22 protein-coding genes are annotated in these 21,203 nt (G+C 46.6%); 8 read left to right on the forward strand and 14 right to left on the reverse strand.

All coding sequences use genetic code 11. The features are described 5' to 3' along the window. The first annotated feature begins 474 nt into the window (after window positions 1-474). Both H7T88_RS24085 and H7T88_RS24090 read left to right on the forward strand, forming a co-directional pair. Window positions 475-1,047, forward strand: a complete 573-nt coding sequence (locus H7T88_RS24085) for a TetR-like C-terminal domain-containing protein (protein WP_090919210.1) — start codon at window positions 475-477, stop codon at window positions 1,045-1,047. Between the two features lie 254 nt (window positions 1,048-1,301). After that, window positions 1,302-2,882 carry an oleate hydratase gene (locus H7T88_RS24090; RefSeq protein ID WP_221790757.1) on the forward strand — a complete coding sequence of 527 codons (1,581 nt, stop codon included), beginning with the start codon at window positions 1,302-1,304 and terminating at the stop codon, window positions 2,880-2,882. Window positions 2,883-3,708: 826 nt separating this feature from the next. Here the strand turns inward: H7T88_RS24090 and H7T88_RS24095 are convergent. The 4 genes from H7T88_RS24095 to H7T88_RS24110 all read right to left on the reverse strand — a co-directional run bounded on the left by H7T88_RS24095 (window position 3,709) and on the right by H7T88_RS24110 (window position 6,963). Further along, on the reverse strand, window positions 3,709-4,080 hold the full coding sequence (locus H7T88_RS24095) for a hypothetical protein (protein WP_090919216.1): 372 nt from the start codon (window positions 4,078-4,080) through the stop codon (window positions 3,709-3,711). Between the two features lie 61 nt (window positions 4,081-4,141). Then, window positions 4,142-5,371, reverse strand: coding sequence for an N-acetylglucosamine-6-phosphate deacetylase (gene nagA, locus H7T88_RS24100; RefSeq protein ID WP_221790759.1), 1,230 nt, complete (start codon window positions 5,369-5,371; stop codon window positions 4,142-4,144). Beyond that, window positions 5,368-6,096 (reverse strand): glucosamine-6-phosphate deaminase, encoded by a 729-nt coding sequence (nagB, locus tag H7T88_RS24105; RefSeq protein WP_221790761.1) that lies wholly within the window; start codon window positions 6,094-6,096, stop codon window positions 5,368-5,370. Before nagB ends, nagA begins: the two co-directional genes overlap by 4 nt. Window positions 6,097-6,099: 3 nt before the next feature. Beyond that, a complete protein-coding gene (locus H7T88_RS24110; RefSeq protein WP_221790764.1) occupies window positions 6,100-6,963 on the reverse strand; it encodes a MurR/RpiR family transcriptional regulator in 864 nt (287 codons plus the stop codon). A gap of 286 nt (window positions 6,964-7,249) precedes the next feature. Between H7T88_RS24110 and H7T88_RS24115 the strand changes: the two genes are divergently transcribed. Genes H7T88_RS24115 through H7T88_RS24125 form a run of 3 tightly spaced genes read left to right on the forward strand, consistent with a single transcriptional unit; the run spans window position 7,250 to window position 8,281 of the window. Beyond that, entirely contained in the window at window positions 7,250-7,603 is a 354-nt protein-coding gene (locus H7T88_RS24115; RefSeq protein WP_221790766.1) for a hypothetical protein, read from the forward strand. Window positions 7,604-7,655: 52 nt separating this feature from the next. Then, window positions 7,656-7,958: a hypothetical protein gene (locus H7T88_RS24120; RefSeq protein WP_260511110.1), complete on the forward strand. Its 303-nt coding sequence runs from the start codon at window positions 7,656-7,658 to the stop codon at window positions 7,956-7,958. Further along, window positions 7,955-8,281: a hypothetical protein gene (locus H7T88_RS24125; protein ID WP_221790768.1), complete on the forward strand. Its 327-nt coding sequence runs from the start codon at window positions 7,955-7,957 to the stop codon at window positions 8,279-8,281. Before H7T88_RS24120 ends, H7T88_RS24125 begins: the two co-directional genes overlap by 4 nt. A gap of 104 nt (window positions 8,282-8,385) precedes the next feature. Here the strand turns inward: H7T88_RS24125 and H7T88_RS24130 are convergent, their stop codons facing one another. From H7T88_RS24130 to H7T88_RS24155, 6 genes are all read right to left on the reverse strand, one after another. Beyond that, a complete protein-coding gene (locus tag H7T88_RS24130) occupies window positions 8,386-8,613 on the reverse strand; it encodes a helix-turn-helix domain-containing protein (protein WP_090919235.1) in 228 nt (75 codons plus the stop codon). 223 nt (window positions 8,614-8,836) lie between these two features. Further along, on the reverse strand, window positions 8,837-9,850 hold the full coding sequence (locus H7T88_RS24135) for a YhcN/YlaJ family sporulation lipoprotein (RefSeq protein WP_221790769.1): 1,014 nt from the start codon (window positions 9,848-9,850) through the stop codon (window positions 8,837-8,839). A 209-nt stretch (window positions 9,851-10,059) separates the two neighbouring features. Next, entirely contained in the window at window positions 10,060-11,067 is a 1,008-nt protein-coding gene (locus H7T88_RS24140; RefSeq protein WP_221790772.1) for a DUF4340 domain-containing protein, read from the reverse strand. Beyond that, window positions 11,064-12,458, reverse strand: a complete 1,395-nt coding sequence (locus H7T88_RS24145) for a GldG family protein (RefSeq protein WP_221790774.1) — start codon at window positions 12,456-12,458, stop codon at window positions 11,064-11,066. Before H7T88_RS24145 ends, H7T88_RS24140 begins: the two co-directional genes overlap by 4 nt. Before the next feature lie 4 nt (window positions 12,459-12,462). Next, window positions 12,463-13,179, reverse strand: coding sequence for an ABC transporter permease subunit (locus H7T88_RS24150; protein WP_154891001.1), 717 nt, complete (start codon window positions 13,177-13,179; stop codon window positions 12,463-12,465). Next, window positions 13,176-14,324 carry an ABC transporter ATP-binding protein gene (locus tag H7T88_RS24155; RefSeq protein WP_312027652.1) on the reverse strand — a complete coding sequence of 383 codons (1,149 nt, stop codon included), beginning with the start codon at window positions 14,322-14,324 and terminating at the stop codon, window positions 13,176-13,178. The genes H7T88_RS24150 and H7T88_RS24155 overlap by 4 nt, the downstream gene beginning before the upstream one ends. 229 nt (window positions 14,325-14,553) lie before the next feature. On the opposite strand from H7T88_RS24155, the gene H7T88_RS24160 reads away from it, so the two are divergent. Then, a complete protein-coding gene (locus tag H7T88_RS24160; protein WP_312027653.1) occupies window positions 14,554-15,636 on the forward strand; it encodes a glycosyltransferase family 4 protein in 1,083 nt (360 codons plus the stop codon). A gap of 93 nt (window positions 15,637-15,729) precedes the next feature. Here H7T88_RS24160 and H7T88_RS24165 read toward each other — a convergent pair whose 3' ends face one another. After that, window positions 15,730-17,220 (reverse strand): DHA2 family efflux MFS transporter permease subunit, encoded by a 1,491-nt coding sequence (locus tag H7T88_RS24165; protein ID WP_221790777.1) that lies wholly within the window; start codon window positions 17,218-17,220, stop codon window positions 15,730-15,732. Between the two features lie 241 nt (window positions 17,221-17,461). Continuing rightward, window positions 17,462-17,821 carry a hypothetical protein gene (locus H7T88_RS24170; RefSeq protein WP_221790779.1) on the reverse strand — a complete coding sequence of 120 codons (360 nt, stop codon included), beginning with the start codon at window positions 17,819-17,821 and terminating at the stop codon, window positions 17,462-17,464. 193 nt (window positions 17,822-18,014) lie between these two features. Between H7T88_RS24170 and H7T88_RS24175 the strand changes: the two genes are divergently transcribed. Continuing rightward, window positions 18,015-19,253: a glycosyltransferase family 4 protein gene (locus tag H7T88_RS24175; protein WP_221790781.1), complete on the forward strand. Its 1,239-nt coding sequence runs from the start codon at window positions 18,015-18,017 to the stop codon at window positions 19,251-19,253. Beyond that, complete coding sequence (locus H7T88_RS24180) at window positions 19,250-19,420, forward strand: hypothetical protein (RefSeq protein WP_167375712.1); 171 nt, start codon at window positions 19,250-19,252, stop codon at window positions 19,418-19,420. Before H7T88_RS24175 ends, H7T88_RS24180 begins: the two co-directional genes overlap by 4 nt. Before the next feature lie 121 nt (window positions 19,421-19,541). Here H7T88_RS24180 and H7T88_RS24185 read toward each other — a convergent pair whose 3' ends face one another. Beyond that, window positions 19,542-20,096, reverse strand: coding sequence for a GNAT family N-acetyltransferase (locus H7T88_RS24185; RefSeq protein WP_221790783.1), 555 nt, complete (start codon window positions 20,094-20,096; stop codon window positions 19,542-19,544). Window positions 20,097-20,356: 260 nt separating this feature from the next. After that, window positions 20,357-21,106: a glycosyltransferase gene (locus H7T88_RS24190; RefSeq protein WP_260511111.1), complete on the reverse strand. Its 750-nt coding sequence runs from the start codon at window positions 21,104-21,106 to the stop codon at window positions 20,357-20,359. Window positions 21,107-21,203 lie beyond the last annotated feature (97 nt).

Raw genomic sequence — 21,203 nt, forward strand, 5'->3', positions numbered from 1 at the left:
ACACAGGGCGCGCTTGTGGAGACGTTCCGGTGACGAATCGTTCTTTCGATCGCTGTTATTCTCAGATTTCTTTGTTTCCCTTTCCGAAGGGAGAAATCCGGGAATAAAGGCGAGCGCTTCGCTTCTTCAGAATCGATTTCGCCCCCTCCACTACGTTATGCACGTTCCTATGAGTCGTTTTAAAAACGTAATCTAGCTTTTTCGGGGATGAGCACAATAACACAGGGCGCGCTTGTGGAGGCGTTCCGGTGGCGAACCGTTCTTTTGATCGCTGTTATTCTCGTTTCAATAATGTAATAACGTAAAAACGATGGCCTAAACGGTCATCGTTTTTTTTTTCTGTATTTTGCAGTGATCATTGCAATACCATATTTAGGTAAAATGTGGTAGCCTTCTTATGTACGTTTTCAGTAGTACACTCAAGTCGTATGATGACCACAATCTGAATGATTCTGAATGATGAGGTGAACGGTAATGTCTGCTTCCCATTTGACCAAAACCGCGCTGGCTCATTCGCTTAAATGCCTGATGGAACACACGCCGCTCAATAAAATTACAGTGAAGCATCTGGTGGATGGCTGCGGTGTAAACCGGCAAACGTTTTATTATCATTTTCAGGATATCTACGCCCTGCTTGGTTGGATTTACGAAACGGAAGCGGTGGAAAGCATCCATGAATACCGCAGTTATGATACGTGGACAGAAGGGTTCTACAAAATTTTCTGTTACATCGAAAATAATAAGGCTTTTTGCTGCAATACCCTTGAATCCCTTGGACGTTCTCATCTGGATGGTTATCTCTATCAAGTGACGCATGACCTGATTATGGGTGTCATTGATGAGCTGGCTTGCGGAGTCAAGGTTCGCGGAGAGGATAAAGAATTTATTGCTAATTTCTATACACTGGCTTTCACGGGTCTCATTATCCAATGGATGCGGAATGACATGAAAGAACCACCCAAACACATCATCGACAAGTTGAGTGAACTGATTGAAGGAAATGTAGTCAGAGCACTGCATAAGTATGAGCATAAGTATCAGCACTGATTAAAGGATAAAGAACTAATAGGAATGTAGATAAGGCACATAACAAGCGGCCATCCCGTTAAGGATGTGCGGCTTGTTTTTCTATGATCGCAGTTCGAATCAAGCCATCGCTCAATATTCAGACCTAAAACTAGACATTTTTCCAAAAGTGACTAAAAAATAGACAGCTATCTTCTTTTGATCATACCTTCTTTCCCGGTGCAGGTTTACATTGGAAATGTGAAGAATACACCATCTTTTGGAGGCGATTGATCGTGAAAAAAGAACATGGCTCTAAACAGGTTTATTTTGTCGGCGGCGGTATTGCTTCTCTCGCGGGAGCAGCTTATTTGGTCAGAGACTGTGATTTCCCTGGAGAGAATATTCACATCATTGAGGAGATGCCGATTCTCGGGGGCAGCAATGACGGTGCAGGTAATCCGGAACAAGGTTACGTCATTCGCGGTGGACGGATGCTCAATGATGAGGCATATGAAAATCTATGGGAGCTGCTGGAGACCATCCCTTCTATTGAACAGCCGGGTATATCGGTCAGAGAAGAAATTACGGCCTTTGACAACGCTAACCCCACACATTCCAATGCACGGTTAATTAACCGTGATGGTCAGGTCGAAGACGTGTTGTCCATGGGGTTCGATATGGCCGATCGGCTGGTGATGGGCAAACTCATCATTACTCCTGAAGACACGCTGGGTAAATTGCGAATCAACGACTGGTTTGCACCCCACTTTTTCCAAACGAACTTCTGGTACATGTGGGCAACGACGTTTGCCTTTCAGCCTTGGCACAGTGCGGTGGAGTTCAAACGATATATGCTTCGCTTTTTTCATGAATTTCCACGAATTCAAACGCTCGAAGGGGTTACACGTACCCCCTACAACCAATATGATTCCATTATTCTGCCGTTGCATCGATATTTGGAGCCGTACGGCGTAGATTTCACGTTGAAATGCACCGTTACGGATTTGGACTTCAAAGAGGGCGACGGAATTACGGTCACAGGTATGCATGTGCGGCGGAACGGTGCCCAGGAAGTGATCGACATTCATGAGGGTGATCTGGTCATTGTTACGAACGGCTCGATGACGGAAGGTGCTGACCTTGGTTCGATGACTTCCGCTCCCACACTGAATGGCAAAGGTAGCTCTTGGAAGCTGTGGGAGAACATTGCGGCGAAAAAACCGATGCTGGGCAACCCTTCTTCGTTCGATGATCATATCGATGAATCCAAATGGGAATCATTCACCGTCACTTTCCAGGATTCCGTTTTCTTTGATCTGATGGAAAAATTCACACGCAATCGCGCGGGTACTGGTGCCCTTGTTACATTCAAAGATTCGAGCTGGTTCATGTCAGTGGTGTTGGCCTTCCAGCCGCATTTCCGGAATCAGCCTGAACATGTCAAAGTCTTCTGGGGCTATGGGTTATACCCTGACAACGTAGGGGATTTTGTGAAAAAAAGAATGTGTGATTGTACCGGTGAAGAGATTATGCAAGAATTGATCGGCCATCTTCATTTTCAGGAGCACCAAGAGGAGATCATGGCTACAGCCAACTGTATCCCTTGTATGATGCCGTATATCACCGCACAATTCATGCCAAGGCTGAACAGTGACCGCCCTCAAGTCGTGCCGGAAGGTTCAACGAATCTGGCATTTATCAGTCAATTCTGCGAGATTCCTGATGATGTCGTGTTCACGGAGGAATATTCGGTACGCGCCGCACGCATCGCGGTCTACACCTTACTTGGCATCAACCGTCCGGTTGAGCCGATCCATCAATATCAATACGACGTGCGGACGCTGTTCAGCAGTTTCGTGACTTCGTTTAGATAGTAATTGAATAGTTAACTAACTTGAAGCCCAGATTTGATGTAATGTGATTTGAGTCATATCTATGAATGTTAATATAGAAAAAATCAAATGAAACTATTAAAAGAGCCCTGTGAGATCTAAAATGTACCCTTGATAAAAGACATTTTAATTCTTGGACAGGACTCTTTTTTGCGGATGTATCTTTTGTAAAACTATAAAGTATGTAAGAACAAAACCCATAAATAGAAGTGTCAATGCTAGGCATAACCCCTTCGCGAGAGCACCAAACAAAAAAACAAAGAGCAAACCAAAAAACATAGACAAAAACTAGCTACTTGATGCTCTAACGATCACCAGAAACCTTATTTCACACTTTTAGAGACTTCTAAAAATCTAACGATCACCAGGGAGCTTATTTGAGATGAAACGCCTCTTTTGCATCCCAAAACTGCTCATTTACATGAAATAGCGTTTCTGGTGATCGTTAGAATGGAGAACACTGCAAAATATGGAAAATAAGCTCCCTCAGGATCGTTAGAGCTTCAAGCATAATTGTCACAGTCTGACTCGCTACTCGCTACTTGCCGCAACGGTTTAAAGTGTGAACTCTGCGCATTGCGTTCAGCTCCCAGCACGCAGGGCCACTTCATGAGGAGGGTGTGCAGCTCCCAGCACGAGTGCCCTGCTTCATGACGAGGTGGTCAGCCAAAAATAAGCATAATTCGATACTTCTTCGACATATTTGGGTTATTACTTCGTTCCCCACCCTACTGTTCGTCAGGATAAAGTTACAGGCAGGCCTCCATCCATCTATCCATTCTTGACCAACTCTGTCTTTACTTTAACTTTACGGGCGAAACGTAGTAAATTTCAGCATGTGCACCTGCTTGGAGAAATGAGCGATCTCCTGATCTACCCCTCTCGTATCAGTTCCCGCCATTGCCTGATTAGCTCGTAGCGTTCTGCGCGTATTTAACATACCTTCGATGAGTTTCATGACCGTATTGCGTCCACGATGATCCACAATCATGTATTTTTTACGCTCATCCAGTTCAATCCATACGATGTTATTAAAGGTTGTGAACAGATGTTTGCGGTACTGTTCCATATCCGTCTCATTGTAATGCTCGCCATAAAAAGCATAATATCCGTGAATGTGCAGCTTCTCCGCCAGCACGGGGATAAACGGATCATGTTCCAGCATGGCGTTACGTTCCATGATTCATGCCTCCGTTAATGATCCGCAGATCTCATTTTTGAGATCTATTTTAACATATTGTTCAGCATATTTCCTCTCGACAGCTGATCCTTCTGCCCTTTACCCACACCGTATCAATCTCCAAATCCTCATGCAGCAAAACGATATCTGCCTGTTTCCCCTTCGTCAGGGAACCCGTTCGATGGTCGATACCTAGCAAACGTGCTGGCGTCAAGCTGGCTGCTCTAGAAGCAGCGATCAGACTCAGCCCTACTTCCTGCACAAGATAACGGAATCCACGAACCATAGTCAACGTGCTTCCTGCCAGAGCGCCGCCTTCTTTCAAACGAGCTTCGCCGTTCTTCACAATAACGGGCAGATCACCGATCTTGTATTCGCCATCTTCCAGCCCTGCCGCTGACATCGCATCGGTAATCAGCACCAGCTGATCGTTGCCTTGTTTCAATTGAGCAAGGATCGAAATCGCGGCAGGATGCACATGAATACCATCGGCAATGACTTCGGCGCTAATACGCGGGTCACTCAGCACGGCTCCTGCTGTTCCCGGCTCACGGTGGTGTAGCGGTGTCATCGCGTTAAACGTATGCACGGCATGATGCAATCCGGCCTCCACTGCGCGTTGTACGTCATCGTAAGTTGCATCTGTGTGACCGAGCGCAGCCGTGATCCGCTGTTCCCGTAGCCAGGAGATGACCTCCAGTGCACCTTCACGTTCTGGTGCCAACGTCACCTGACGGATGAGACCGGGATATTGCTTTTCCCACCCTTGTAGCCAGCTAACGTCAGGAAGCACGATATGATCCGGATTTTGTGCCCCAGGCCACTTTGGACTAAAAAAAGGTCCCTCCAAATGCACGCCTTCCAGCTGAGCGTACGGCATTTCATCCGAACGGTAGCGATTTACTTCAGCCAAAACATGATCCAGACGTTCCTTCGGAGCCGTCATCGATGTCGCCAGCATCGCGGTCGTCCCCTGTGAACTATGAAATGAAGTGATCTTGTCCAATACGTCAGGACTGGCATCCATGAAATCTTCCCCGTTACCACCATGGACATGGATATCGATAAAACCAGGCACAATTAAGCCTTTCCCTTTGGCAGGAATCGCTCCCGCTTCTTGCCGAAGGGATTCAGGCAGACCTTCCGGTATGCCGGCATATACGATTTTCCCAGCGCGCCAGGCAATCAAACCGTCTTCCAGCAGCTCATCGGCAAGCAATAGTCTGCCGCGGAGCAAGGTTATGCTTTTCTCACCTTCAGCCTCACTGACTTTAGGATTAGATTCGGTCATCTAACCAGCCTCCCTGCCGCTCGATCCAGTAATACAACCACGTTCGGATGACATTGCAGCAGAGATGCAGGACAGGATGTGGTAATCGGACCCATGAACGCTTCGCGAATAATCTCCGCCTTCTCTTCTCCACGGGCAATGAGCAGGATCTGTTTTGCTTTTAAAATCGAACCGACCCCCATCGTAATCGCTTGCGCCGGAACTTCCTCGATGCTGTCAAAAAAGCGGGCGTTCGCCTTTCTGGTCTCTTCCTTCAGACCCACCACATGGGTGCGCCCCGTCAATTCCGTTCCAGGTTCATTAAAACCGATATGGCCGTTATGTCCGATCCCGAGCAGTTGCAGATCCACAGGCCCACGATCCTCCAAACGTAGCTCGTAATTCACACATTCTTCCTCCAAATCTATTGCCTCGCCATTCGGCACATTCGTGCGGGATAGATCGATGTCGATATGATTAAACAGCTGCTCATTCATAAAACTGCGGTAACTTTCACGATGCTCTGTAGGCAACCCTACGTATTCATCCAAGTTAAACGAAGAGGCCTGCGCAAAGCTCACCAAACCTTTTTGATAGAGCGTAATTAACTGTTTATAAATACCTACAGGTGAACTACCTGTTGCAAGTCCGAGTACGGCACGAGGTTTCGTTTGCAGCAAGCTGGCGATCAAGCCTGCACCTGTTGCGTTCAAATCTTCTTCATTTTCAAAAATACGAATATTCATCTGTCAAGCACCTCCGGTGTGATGGAAACGATAGGACTGCACATTGTGATACGACTGCTCAAGTTTAGGTATAAATTGATCAAAATCTGCACTGACCATGCCTGTGAACAAAATATCAATCACATGTAGCAACGCAATGCGTGAAGCCATGTCCCCGCGCCGCATTCCTTCTTCGAGAGAAGATGTAAAAAGCGGGATATCCGATACGGCAGCGAGTGAGTTACTGCCATATGACGTCAGCGAGATGGTGGAAGCTCCAGCCTCTTTGGCACAGGTCAAGGCATCGATCGTCTCTGGTGTTTCACCTGAATACGATACGGCCAGCGCCACATCTCCTTGCCCAAGCGAGGAAGCGGATGTAATCTGCATATGGGAATCGGAAAAGGCAGTACAGCTTTTGCCGATCCGCACCAGCTTTTGGTAAAAATCCTGTGTAACAATGGACGAAGTCGCCACACCGTACAGGTCAATACGCCGGGCCTGGCACAACAGCTGCACCACTTGTTCCAGCCTGCCCAAATCCAGCAACCGTGTGGTATCCGCAATAGATGCGAGATGATTCGCTTCAATCGCCTCGACGATTTTGGATAACGGGTTGCCCGCAACAATATCCTGATAAGCTGTTTCATTCGGTGCGTGCGACAGCTCGGCGGCGAGTTTCATTTTGAGATCGGGAAAACCTTTGAAATGAAATGATTTGCAAAAACGAGTCACGGTCGCCGCGCTTGTCCCGCTCTGTTCAGCCAACTGGTTAATGGTCATCCCCGGCACGTCCGATGGCGATTGAATAATCACCTCAGCGATTCGTCTCTCCTGAGAGGGCAAATTGTGCAATTCTTGCTTCAATGCATGTAAGATGGCTGCCATAAGCACCTCTTTAATATGAAAATTATTTTTATTATTTTATAGTTTAAAAAGAAAATAATTTTTATATTCTTATTTTAAGCAAGGCGCTCTGGCAAAGCAAGAGGATTTTCGCTGGAGTTGATATAAGTCCATTATGTTAATCAATCAGGCTTAGTCACATCTTCAGTTCATTTGAAGTTTTCACACAGTCTGCTAAAGTTAATCGTATGTAATTTAACAACAACAGAACAAATGGATGAGTCTATATGTGTTGATACTTTCAAGGATATAAAAAGGGGAACTGCTCATGAATCGTAGACAGCGTAATAAAATCGTCCCAAACGTCTGGATCATTGCCGCCAAGCGTAGTGACACCGCCCACAATTACTTAGCTCTCTATGCCATTGACTGGAAACGAGGAGCCCGCTTGAGCTGGGAAGGTTGGACACGTTACGAAGATTTTTTGCAATTTCGTGTGCCGCTCAAACGAAAAGTGGCGGGACGCGCCAACTCATCACAGCCTGCCGCTAAAATCGTCAAAAAGGCATTGTTTTTGCATTTAAATGAGGCACAGTATAAGGAGTTAGAGCAGTTATTTTATCAGCCGTTTTCGAGGAAAAGATGGAAGGTTTTTTTCAGAAGCATAAGCAGGCTCCACTAAAGTGATCAAGAGGTGGATTGGGATTGTAGCTTCCTTTTAACATTGGAGGATTATGTTATACATAGATCATCAGTTTCATAGCGAGGTGAAGCCAGTGAAATGGGAGGACATTACTGAATTGCATCCAGGTCGTTTTGTGCTAGTTGAGGCAATTAAGGCGAGTTCCAATAATCAGCTACGTCAGTTGGAGGACATGTCAGTTATTCAAGACTATGATGACCCTCAAAAGGCATGGAGTGGGTATAAAGAGATGCATAAACTTCACCCCTCACGCGAGTTGTATGTTTTTCATACAAGTAGAAGCGATGTGGAAGTTGTTGAGGAGTTTTTCTCAGGAGTAAGGCAACGAACATGAAGCTAAAACTTATTAATGGCTTACCTATCATTTCCTTGACTGTAACTCATAATGAACGATCCATTGTTTTGAATAATATACTTTTCGATACAGGCTGTGCGGCAACTGTTTTTGATACCGATGCTTTAGAAACAATTGGCAGTGAAATTTTCTATGAGCAACAGGTTCCTGACTTTTTCATTGGACATATTGAATTAGCTGATTTCCCTCTTCAACTTGGTTCAATTCGAGAGCCCTATGGCTTTGACGGAATTATTGATTTCATGATGAGAGCCAAATGTAAAGTTGATTTTGAATCCATGAGTATAGCGTTTGAAAAGTAGCTGTATTCGTTAAAAAACAAACATAAAAGCCTTTCCCCATGCTTCATACTGAAGGATAGAGAAAGGCTTTTGTGTTACCCTCATTTTTAACTGCGGTTCGCAGGCTAAATCTTAAGTTCTCCGAGCTTGATTAGCTCTACAACTGCCTGCGAACGACCCTTAACATTGAGTTTCTGCATCACATTGGAGATATGGTTACGCACCGTTTTCTCGCTGATGAATAACTGCCCTGCGATGTCACGCGTTGTTTTGTCCTGAACCAGCAATTCGAATACTTCGCGTTCACGGTGGGTTAACAAAAATTTGCTTTTATGATGATCGATACCCTTCAATGTTCACCCCTCCTTGCTCGGGTTGTGTTGGTGTAACAAGGTTAAGGGGATACAGTCAACTCATCTTATGTAAGGTCAAGGGCGTTGGTTCAGTTTTAGAAGAAAAATGGGCTGCTTTTCGAATATGGTTTGTCTATATTGTCTGCATTCATCTACTTCTTACAAAATATGCCCTTGCATTGGGTATCCCCTCCGCAAAGGCACAATTGTTCATTCCACCGTCCTACCGATTCATGCGGTTCATCATGCCGCCATTATGGTTACGATTCATTAGACCATCGTGATTACGATTCATGACGCCATCACCCAGAATACCGTCACGGTTATGGGTATCACCTGCGTTCGTTGGGAAAATGCGCTCCACCATCGACTGGAACGTATCAATCATACCGCTGACTGGCTTACCATTGCGCAGATCAGTTGCATAGTTCTCCACCTGGCCTACGAAATCCGGGTTAGCAGACACATATACGTTCTCCACGTTTGGTGCAAACTGCTTGATTTTGGCTGAAATTTTACCTTTGATTTCCTCAGGTGTGTTGTCATCCGAACTGTCCATCATACGTGGACGCTCGCTTCTTGTGCCATACTGACTTTCGTTCATTGGGCGGGCTTTGCCGCTATCCGTCAAACCGCGCATCATACCGATTGTTCCCGTGCCCATCGTCCCATAAAGGCCGCGGTCATTGCCCATATGACTGCGGTCTGTTGCTGTGCCCGTATTAAGACCCGGAGCGATTCCGCTTGTGCTATACGGAGAGTTCGTACCTGACCCGCCATGAACACGCATCCCGCCCATATCCTCATTCATCAAGCCACCACGCATCGTATCGCTGGCATGGTTACGCATCGTGCCATTCAGACGACCGCTCGGTTGACCTGTCGATTTGCTACCCAGCTTGCCTGCATGACCATGAGCCAGACGCACAGCAACATAAGCATTACGGTCCGTTAACATGACGTGAGCAGACTCGACTTCTTTCATCTCAGTAATGCGCTTTGCAAGCTCATCGCTTGATCTCAGGTCTGTGACATTGTGCATCCGGTAACTTCTTGCGCGAATACCATCCATACCGTTGGTTTCAACGCCGTAACGATTGATACCATGGGCTTGCTCACGAACACTCTGGGTATGCATGTTATTATCGCGATTCCCACAACCTGTCAAGCCGGCCATTACAAAAATTGCAGTAGATAATGATAACGTAATCGCTGTTGCCTTTTTGACTGTTGGCATGTAATGTTCATCCTCCAATGTGGTTGGTTTGGTTCACATAGATAGGATGCTCGTATGAAGTTACCGATATGCTGAAAGGATATGGCACTTTAACCTGCCAAACTGACTCATTTTTATAGGTTTATGTATTTAACTCTGTACTTTTCCCCATGCAAAATAAAAAACAGCAGTGTTGCATGTACAGCAACACTGCTCTGTTCTAACTTACCTCACTTCTTCGAAGATGTCTGGGACGTTGCAGGCTTTGAAGACACAGTGGAGGTTTTGAGCTTCTCCGCATCCTTCTCCACTTCTTTCAGACCAGCCGCATCCATCGCATAGGCCCACTCTTCATCCGGAGTGATCACCCAGATCGTATCTGGCTCGGAAGAGGTCGTCAGCAACCGATATACCGTAGTCGTCTCTTTCCCGTTTACCTGTTGCTGGACTGACAAAGTGGATCGAGGAATCGCATCTTTTAATTCGGACGCCTTACGGACGTCATTGGCGGTAGTCAAATTTTTAATTTGACCGATCAGCGATATCGCATCCTCTGACTTAATGGATTTTCCATTGATCGTCCACGTATGTTCAGACGCCGTATCCCCTTCTGCTGATGCCTTCAGCATCCAGCTCGATGCTTCGCCTTCCCATTCCAGTGTACGCACATTAGATTCATCCATATTAAATGGAGTTGTATCCAGCAGTTGGCGGCGTGTGAGAGCAATGTTGGTCACCGCATCATTTTTCACAGCAACCACCGCTCCTGAATTCACCTGAACATAATGTGCATCCCCCGCAGGTAACTGGTTACCAATAGCAATCTTGAATTCACGCCCGTCTTTCACTTTGATATCCAGACGTGTAGCCGCAGTGCCCAAGCCGTACTTCTCAACATCCTTTGGCGACTCTTCGACAACCATCTCCTGGTCAGCACTACTCATCGCATCGAGCCAACTACCAACACTGTACTCATTAAGAGGATAGTTCTTCGGCTTAGTCATATGCCAGATGCCGTCCTTTAGTTCTAACGTTGACACAGCATCTGAATCTGAACCTGTTCCGGACTTATCTTCAGTCCCCTCATGCAGTGTAATCGCCTGAATATCTGCTGATGATATACCAAGAAGTTTGGCCTGCACGGCCTCTTCTTCTCGAAAATAATTCTGATTGGCCGCATACACCCAGCCTGCAATCAATATAACAACGACCACCAATGTTGGTATTAATTTTTTCATATCCGTCTGCGCCTCCACCATAAGAGTACACCGATGATCACAAAGATAAGCGGGAATGCCACAATCGCTACAAAAAAGATCGTTCTGGCCTGCTGACCATTCAGATACGCTATCTCATAACCAGCCTGTACACGTGGACGAATCGTCAGACCATCTTGTTTTTCACTTAAATAATTCACGGTATTCAAAATGAAATCCCGATTGCCGCCACTCGCAATTTCCGAATCCTGCATGAAAATGGACGACCCCAGAATGACGGCTTTGGGCTTGCCATCCAACGTATCCGCGGCATAACCGAGTTCGACAGGGCCTTGGATGTCCACCTCCTTGTCATTGTTCGTTTCATTTTGCAGCAAACCGCTAATATTGGTCTCTCCGTAACTTTCATTGGAGGAATGCATTAACGGAGACAGCTTGTATTTGTCCTGCTCCTTGCTGGTTAGTGCAATCGACAGAGACAGCATCGGGTACAGTTTGTTCTGAGCAAGCTTGTCTGTGATCGCATGACTTCCGTACTCAGGGGACACCCACAGCGGGCCCATTGTACTGGCTTGATTGTTATCCACCATAACTGCATGCTCATCAACTACGCCGTAGTCTGCGATCAATACGTCGATATTTTTCCAACTGGACTTCATATCTTCTGCAAAACCGAGGGATAATAACAGCTTACCTCCATTGCTCATATATGTCCGTACGGCCTTAAGCTCAGCATCACTCAGATCACGCTGTGGCCCAATAATAGCGAGTACATCGGCATCCTCAGGTACTTTACCAGCTTGATTCAGTTGCAACTCCTCTGTTGTGACATTATTCTGTTCCAGTGAAGATCGCAAAGTCCCCATCTGATCCAAACTCAGTTCTTCATGTCCGGTCAGGAATACCATTTTTTTCGTCTCCGTAGAGGAAAGGTTCATCAGTGCCTGTGTTAATTTCTCCTCACCCGTAAACTGGTAAGACCCGTCGCTACCGTCCCCGTTCGCAGTGAACAAGCTGGCAATATCAATGACCTTATGTCGGTCTCCTTGCTCCAGCACAATCGAGCTACCTGTGATCCCGTATTTGGAGGCAAGCGCAGGTTCCTGCGTCAAGTTGTACTGTTTCATTTTCAGCTTACTGCTGCGTTTAGTATATTCTTCAACCATATCCGCCACTTCGCGGTTCAGGACGGTATTGTTTGCATTTTCAACCGTTAACACGAGAATGTTGACATCATCTTTGACATTTTTGATCGCCGTTAGGGACTGGTCGGATAGTGTATATTGTTTATTCGAGGTCAGGTCGAGCTGGAAGCCGCCAAGCGAATTCAGGAACAGGGTTAGCAAAATAAAGATGCCAAGCACCGCAACGGACAAGACGGTACTGTTGGTATGACTTAACCATTTTTTCATCTTCTCACCTCCACCGCTTCCGTTCCACAATTTGAATACTTAACAATAAAAACACACCCGTAAGTGTGACATAATATAGAACATCCGGTCCGCTCAGCACACCTTTGGTAAAGTTGTCAAAGTGCTTTGTCAGCGCAAACGGATCAAGCCATTTCTGTAAAGTGGACCCCGTATTACCTGCGAATGAATCAAGCATCCACAAAACGAGCAACATAATAAAACCCGCCACCGCAGACACCATCTGATGCTGAGACAACGTGGAAGCAAACACTCCAATCGCCATCATGCTGGCACCGAGGAAGAACAAACCAAGTGCAGACAACCAGACGGATGTCAGATCCAGCTTCCCGTAGAAAGACATGATGAATGGATACACTAGACTGCACAGAATGAGCACGAGCAAAATGGCCAGTGAAGCCAAATATTTTCCGAAAATAATCTCGGTCACTCGTGTCGGTGAAGTCAACAGTAGCTCGTCTGTTCCCTGCCTGAACTCCTCTGCAACGAGTCGCATCGTTAACAATGGCACGACAAAAAGTAGCATGGACAATGTATCACCCAAGACCAGGCGATAGTCTACAATGCTCGGCTGAACATATACAAAGCTGGAGTAAAACAACAGACTCGTCATCAGCACGTATACGGCAAAAACAAAATAAGAGGTTGGTGACAGGAAATACGCCTGTAGCTCCTTGTTACAGATTGCCAGCATTCTTCTCATTGGCTTCCCTCCTCTGAACCCGGATTTGAGACCTTGGGATCAGATACGTCCTGCGCGTCTGCAGCATCATAGTTTTCTGGTTCGGACGTTGTTAACTTCAGGAATATTTGCTCCAAGCTCAGGTTTTCACGTTTCATCTCCAGAATTGGCAAACCTGCACCCGATAACAGATAAAACAGCTCTTCCCGGAAATCCTCGGACGTTTCCCCGGTGAGCCTTACGTGAACAGTAGAAGCTAGATGAGATGCTGTCTCTCCTGTATCTGGTGTACCGGTTGTCTCTGCTACTGAAGCCGCTGTATGATCTTCCCCTGCTAGTTCACTTGCTGTTGCTTCTGTGTTACCTTCAGAGGATGAAGACAACGAAGACGTTGATGATAATGGAATAACTTCACTTTTTGCCTTCTCCCAAGGATTCAGCACCTGTAGCAGTTGTTGCTCCGTTGCTTTGACTTCAAGGGACACTTTGAAACGCTCTCCCACTGCAGACCCAAGTTCCTGCGGAGATCCATCGAGCACAAGCCTCCCTTGATTAATAATCAGCATTCGGTTACATAGTGTGCTTACCTCAGGCAAAATATGTGTGCTAAGTAATACGGTATGATTTTCACCCAGTTCCCGAATCAAATCTCTAATCTCGATAATTTGGTTCGGATCAAGTCCAGAGGTAGGTTCATCCAGCACCAGCAGGTCTGGCTTATGTATGATCGCTCCTGCTAATCCCAGCCGCTGTTTATAACCTTTGGATAATCCGCGCACCAGTTGTTTTTCCCTGCCCTGCAATCCCAGCCTGCTGACCATCTCACTAATCCGAAGTTTGACCTCACGCGCCGGAACATCCCTCAGATTAGCGACAAATTTAAGATATGACTGCACCGTCATATCCGGATAAAGCGGCGGCGTTTCTGGAAGATACCCAATCTTCGAGCGAACACTACGCCCCTGATCATGGACCGATACACCATCGACCAGAACTGAACCTTCTGTTGGATGCAGATATCCTGTAATCATTCGCATCGTCGTCGTTTTGCCAGCACCATTGGGTCCCAGAAATCCAACGATCTCGCCTCGCTCCATGGTGAAGTCCAATTGGTGCACACCGCGTTGGCCCTCGTACACTTTGCTCACCTGTCTCACTTCGAGCACGTCCTTCATCCTTTCCCGTTAAAAATACCCATGTAGCGCGATTAAACACAACATGGGAAGTTATTTGTATGATATGGGATGTACGCTAGCCGCAGCTTAAGATCACTTAAAATAAAGCTTAATTTTTTTTGTCTAAATTGTGAACTTTCAACATTGTACCCACACCCCGCCCTTGGGTCATACGTAACATACAGTACAGGAGAATGAGCTCCTGACCAAAAGTCAGAGGGTGAATCGTGTGAAAGTATTGTTCACGTTCTATGTTCCCAGCGGCGGTGTGGATACGCTTAACCGACTGCGAACCGCTGTATTGAAACGTCATGGCATAGAGGCACATCTATTGTATTTGAATACAGGCTCAGGCTTGCAGAATAACAGTGATACTCGTATTTTCACCGCATCCAGTGACCAGGATATTCATCATCTAATCCACAGTCAGCACTATGATGCCATTATTACCACTTCGGATATTGCCATGCCTGGTCGTTTGAGAGGACTGGGTTACAAAGGTCGGATCATTTTTGAAGCACAAGGTCTGGGCACGCGAGAACAAGCACTGGAAACCATTGAAATGGCTGTCCCCTACCTTCAAGCTCATTGCGATGCTGCTGTAATACCCCCAACCGATCATCTGCTGGATATGTTCATCCATATTTGCCCTTGGCTTCATCGTTTTGTCATCCCCAACATGCTGGATACGGATGCTTTTGCCCCGATCACTGTGGACACTCCGCCTTACCCGGTTCTTGCGTGGGTCGGACGTCTGGAGCACAACAAAAACTGGCGTGAGTTCCTCGAAATTTCCCATGCGATTATTAAAAAGAAACCAAAAGCCAGGCTGTGGCTCTTCCACGATCCCACCTTGGCTAATCCGGAAGATGAGGTCATGTTTCGGCATCTGCTCGCCGAGTATGGATTAGAAGATCGCATCGGGATCTTTGTGAACGTTCCCCACTCGGAAATGCCAACCTTCTATTCCATGGTTGCTGCTTCAGGAGGGATTATGTTATCCACTTCTTTACTCGAAGGTTTCGGTTATGCCGTAGCCGAAGCCATTAGCTGTGGTTGCCCTGTACTCAGTACAGATTCGGATGGCGTTCGTTCATTTATTACTCACAACAAAACGGGTAAATTCTATCCGATTGGCGATGTGCATGCCGCAGTAAACGAGGCAATGGATCTAATGAACAACAAGAAACTTCGGGAATATATTCGTATCCAGGGAAGACAGCATCTGAGTATATCCTTTTCACCCGACCGATACGCAGCCTCTTTCCGCGAAATGATGACGGCTTTGAGAATTTTTCATTGAGCACGATGGGTATGCAAAAAGGCAGTCCAGAGAGCATATGCTTCTGGACTGCCTTCAATTTATTGCATACTGCCTTTGTCAGGCAGATACCTATTAATGTCCCATCATCATTGCAGGGTCAGGACTATCTCCTGTCTGCAATTCCGGTTCCGATTCAGCTACACGCTTTGGTTTACGCAGAATCAGACTAAGCACACAACCGAACAGCGCAATGCACGCTGCGAGGAAAAACGTATCATTGAATCCGCTCACCAGTCCGTTTACGATATCCGCTTTCTCCGTACCCATGGTGTGACTTGTCACACGAGAGGTAAGAAACCCGGTAAGACCTGCTACCGCAAAGGATACCACGACCTGCTGCGCAGCAGCTGTCAGAGGTGTCACACGTGCCACCAGTTTGCGCGGTGCCGCATTCAATACGTGTGTGTTCAGTGGCATCATGGACAAGCCCATACCAAATCCCATCATAAGCAAGGCTGTAATAATAAGACCCAGCCCTGTCGTAGCTGTAATCGAGGACAAAATAAACAACGCTCCTGAAATAATACCCAGACCTACAAAGGCCAGTGGTCTTGCTCCAATCTTGTCAAACAATCGGCCACCCAGTGGCATGGAAATCCCGGAAGCCAGCGCTTGAGGCAGCAGGATTAGTCCTGTCTCGAGTGCCGTGTATCCTTTGATCTGCTGCAAGTAGAGCGGGATCAGAATCATGGAGCCGAACAATGCCACTTGGGCTACCCAAGCTAGGACAATACCTCTGGAGAAGTCGGAAGAGGTAAACACCCGAAGCTCAAGCAACGGATTTTTTTGACGAAGCTCTACGATAATAAACAGGATAAGCGCTACACCGCCAACAATAACGCCCGTAAGTGTTGTCGCAGACGTCCAGCTCGTGCCGCCTTCACTTACACCGTAAGCCAGCATGGAGAAAGCAATCGGTGCAAGGATCATACCCAGCAAATCCAGAGCAGGTGTAAGGCCGCGGTCGGTATCCGGTAAGAAGCGAACACAGAGTATGAAAGCCGCAATACCAATCGGCAGGTTAATCAGGAAAATCCAGTGCCAGCTGACCGATTCAATAAACCAGCCGGACAATACCGGACCGAGCGCAGGAGCAAGCAGCATCGGAATACCGAGCATACCCATAATGGAACCTCTGCGTTCTGGCGGAGCCAGACGAAACACCATGGCCATCCCGATTGGAGCAACCATACCTCCGCCAAGTCCTTGAATGACACGAAATAAAATCAACTGCTCTGGTGATTGAGCAATCGAACACAATACAGAGCCAAGGGTAAACATGGCAATCGTGAATAAAAATACTCTTTTGGCCCCGAAACGGTCGGTCAGCCATCCTGCTAGTGGAATTACAGCGGACAAGGCGAGTGTATACCCTGTAACTGTCCATTGAATGGTTTTCAGGTCTGTCTCGAAGTACTGTACCAGATTTGGAATAGCTACGTTAACGACCGTGCTGTCCAGAATGACCATAATCATGCCGACGATAATCGATAGAAGAGGCAGAATAATCGTCTTAATTGAAAATTCTTCTGTCTCCTGTGGTACTGATGTTTGTTGTTTCACGCATTCACTCTCTTTTCCGGCGTCGCAATGGCTTCAGGATGATCGGGCCTGCGGACTGCCTATAATGACGATTGTTTCAAACCATCGTTTTAAATCATTGTTTTAAACTTTCGTTTTATACTGGTTTAATTTTAATGAAAATACCTTTGCTGTCAAGCTATTTTTCAAGGCACCGTTTTATATAAAAAAACGACAAAAAAAGAAGCAGGCCTCTCGCCTGCTCCGTATCGTTGTGTACACATTAATCAGCAAGTTTGATCATCTGATGCTCCGACAATACGCCGATGAGCTGTCCATCCCCGCTGCGACAGTAGATTCGAATCAACAGATGGTTTGGTACTGAACTATTACTTATGATTTTCAACTCACAGATTTCGCCGGACACATTCAGATTATGAATGACATAGCTATTTGCTGCCGTTCCGGAGCCTGGGTTTACATGAAATAAGTTTCGGTACATTTCTCCGTAAATTCCGCCTACTCCAACGTATACATCTGTTCCTTCCCCATCTCCAACATAAGCAACTTCCACATCCATATATTTCACAGGAATAAACGTTTGAAGCAAATTCTCATGCATCTGGATGATATATACGGCCATCTTGTATCCCTCCTGCGGAGCCTGAATTCTTCGCAATTCTCCCTGTAGACAGAATATGTTTCTTCTCGTCCATTGGCATGTACAGTCACCTAATTTTAAGGATTGCAACGGATGCCCGACCTGAACTCCCGTTTATTTCATAGAATAACAGGATAGGAGTTCGGCCTGTGCAGGCCGCGACAAGGAGGTCATTATGAGAGTTCTGCTCGTTACGTATTGGGAACTTACACATATGGGAGGCATCTGGACATATATTAAACAACTCGCCGACAGACTCGGTGCCCTCGGTGTTGAAGTGGATATCATGGGCACAAACAGCGCCAAAAATGAAGTATATGTTCGTAATCTCAATCGTTCTTTCTCGAAAGATCTGGTATGGCCCATGTTGCAAGCCAAGCTTAACCCAAACGACCTTCCACAATTCACAGCTGACTCACTGCTGGCTTATTACGAATTGAACAGATATGCTTTTGAGATGGCTGCTTCCTATCTTGGCGTGGAACAGTATGACGTTATTCATGCTCAAGACCCTGTTGCAGCTGTAGCGATCAAACGGATTATGAAGCGAAACATACCGCTCGTTACAAGTTACCATGGAGCTCTTGCTCGCGAAGCGTTCTACGATGAGCAAAATTCCAATCCACAGTTAACACTATCTGCCTATTTGCAATCCAAACGCGGACGTTATTTCCTCTCACTGGAGCAACGCAGCGCGGCGCAATCTGAATTGATTCTGGTGTCGAGTCACTGGATTAAAAGCACGGTGACTGAACTCGGCGTGCCGGAGTCCAAATTCAGACAAATTCCGTATGCTGTCGATCTGCCGAATTATCGTAAAGCTGCCGCTGCCAGGTTCCCTCATCGCGCACCTGCGGGCAAGAAGGTTATTGCTTTTACCGGAAGACTTGAATATATCAAAGGGGTTCATGTGCTGATCAAGGCGCTCGCCAGCCTGAAGACCAAACGTTCGGATTGGGTGTGCTGGATTGCAGGAGAAGGCAATCTGCTGGATGAGTTACGTGGTCAGGCTTCTAACGCTGGTATTGCCGAAGATATCATATTCTGGGGCAAGCTGGACAACATCCCTTCTTTTCTCAAACAAGCGGACATTTATGTGCAGCCAAGCCTTCAGGACACACAGCCTTTTTCTGTTACCGAAGCACAGCTTGCAGGCGTTCCCGTCATCGTCAGCGGCACAGCGGGCATGCCCGAAATGGTTGAACCGGGGCACACCGGGTGGGTCGTTCCCACGCAAGATGCCGATTCACTCAGCGAGCTGCTGCATGCGCTGCTTGAGGATGATGCAACTCGCAAAAAGGTAGGAGCCGCCGCCAAATCATGGGCTGAACAGCATCGCTCCTTGGAAGAAATGGGATTACGTACACTGGATGTATATCAAGAAGCGATCTATAGAGGAGGACTCCGGGCATGACCTTGCTTGTTCCAAGTGATCTGTATAATCGCTGGTTTTCCGTTCCCGTCTCCACGCCCCACATTGAGGTGGATTACGAGACGATGAACGCACTTATGCAAAAGCTTCCGAAAGGATATGTGTTTCCCGATCCGGTATCCATGGTTATTTTGAATGAAAAGGACTAAAAAATTACTCTCCGAGTAGCCTCTTCAAGGCTAATGTGCAAGCATTACAAAAAGAAGCCACAGATCTAAATCTGTAGCTTCTTTTTTTCATAATCTACTCATACCTCAACACTTTTTCTATTTAGTCGGATGCCAACTTTGAATACATATACAGATCATTAAACGTATCCATCGAACCTGGTTCTGATCCACTTCCTGCTCTCTCGTAACCTCTCAGCGTTCCTTCCCGCGTGAAATCTAGCTTCTCCAGCAGTTTAATAGAGCTCACGTTACGGGGATCAACTTTTGCTTCAATCCGATTGAGTTTCAAAGAAGAGAAGCCGTGAGTTAATAGAACAGATACAGCCTCCATTGCATACCCTCTACCCCAGTAAGCTTTGGCCAGATCGTACCCGATCTCGGCTCTAGCTTGTTCATTATCAAGATAGTTATAACCGCAGGAGCCCATGATCACACCCGATTCCTTTTCAATAATGGAGAAGCGGATAGCCTTCTTTTCCTCAGCCAGATCAGCGAGCAACTGAATCATCTCCAGCGCTTGTTTTTCATCCGAGAACGGGGAAATATTCATAAACATGGCGACCTCTGGGTCAGACCATACCTGAAAGAGCTCAGTCGAGTCGGAAGCTTTCATTTGACTTAAATGTAGTCTTGTCGTGTGTAATTCGGTAATCAATACGTTAACCTCCATTATTAGTAGTTAATAGTCCGGTTATCCAATATTGATATCTGCGCATCATTCAGTCCCTTCTATGTACAAGTCACCGTTCATTATACAGGAATTTCGCTATCTCATCCTTTTCAAAAAAAGAGCGAATACCTGAGTAGCATCTTCCACTGCTGCTCAGGTATTCGCTCCTCATACTCCGTATTTTAGCTAATCATCCTGCTGATCCATGTTGCTCTGCTAGATAGACCTACAATTGCAATCGTCCATCATTTCCAATACCCGCCAACGTGCAACAAATTAAGCAGGATTGGACGGTGTTTCTCCTGAACACGTTCCATCTCCGCGACCAGTTCCTTGAAATGACGTTTCGTGCCCATCGACTCGTGCAGCCGGTAACACATCAGTGGTTCACTAAAGTAGAACAGTTCATACAGCGGGAACAGCCTTAGCCACATCTCATAATCATGCGTATACCGAAAATCCGTGTCGAACACCCCAAAGCGCTCAAACGCCTCCATCTCCACCATTACGGTGCAGCCATTAATCGGGCAGCCTTCCATCAGTACCTGTAACATCTCCAGACGGCTTCCCACCTCAGGCTGCACCGTATCCAGCCATTCACCATGTTCATTGATGTAATGATACGCCCCATGACAGAACGACGCTTTGACATCAAGCATAAACTTCAGCTGTTTTTCCACCCGATTCAGCAGCATCACATCATCCGAGCTGAGCCAAACAAAATAGTCTCCTGTTGCATGTTTGATGCCTTCGTTAAGTGCGGTCGCTGTGCCGCCATTCTCTTTGCGAATATAATGAATCTCTTCCATAAACGGCTGTAGCCGCTCCACATGTTTGGTCGACCCATCATCCACCACGATCACCTCAATATGCGGATACGTCTGGTGAAGGGCACTGTGAACGGCCTGCTCGATATACGGACAATTATAAAAAGGAATCACGATCGAAACCTTCGGCTCCATCCGGGCATCCCCTTCCTCCTCAAATCTCTGCAAACTGTTGCGTCTCCTCCAGTATATGAAGGTTTCTACCGGCCGTATCGGGCGTTCATAGCAGGGTTAACGTACATTTTGTAGCATAGCGCAGAACCGT

The organism is Paenibacillus cucumis (ex Kampfer et al. 2016), assembly GCF_019748695.1.
Classification (GTDB): Bacteria; Bacillota; Bacilli; order Paenibacillales; family Paenibacillaceae; genus Paenibacillus; species Paenibacillus polysaccharolyticus.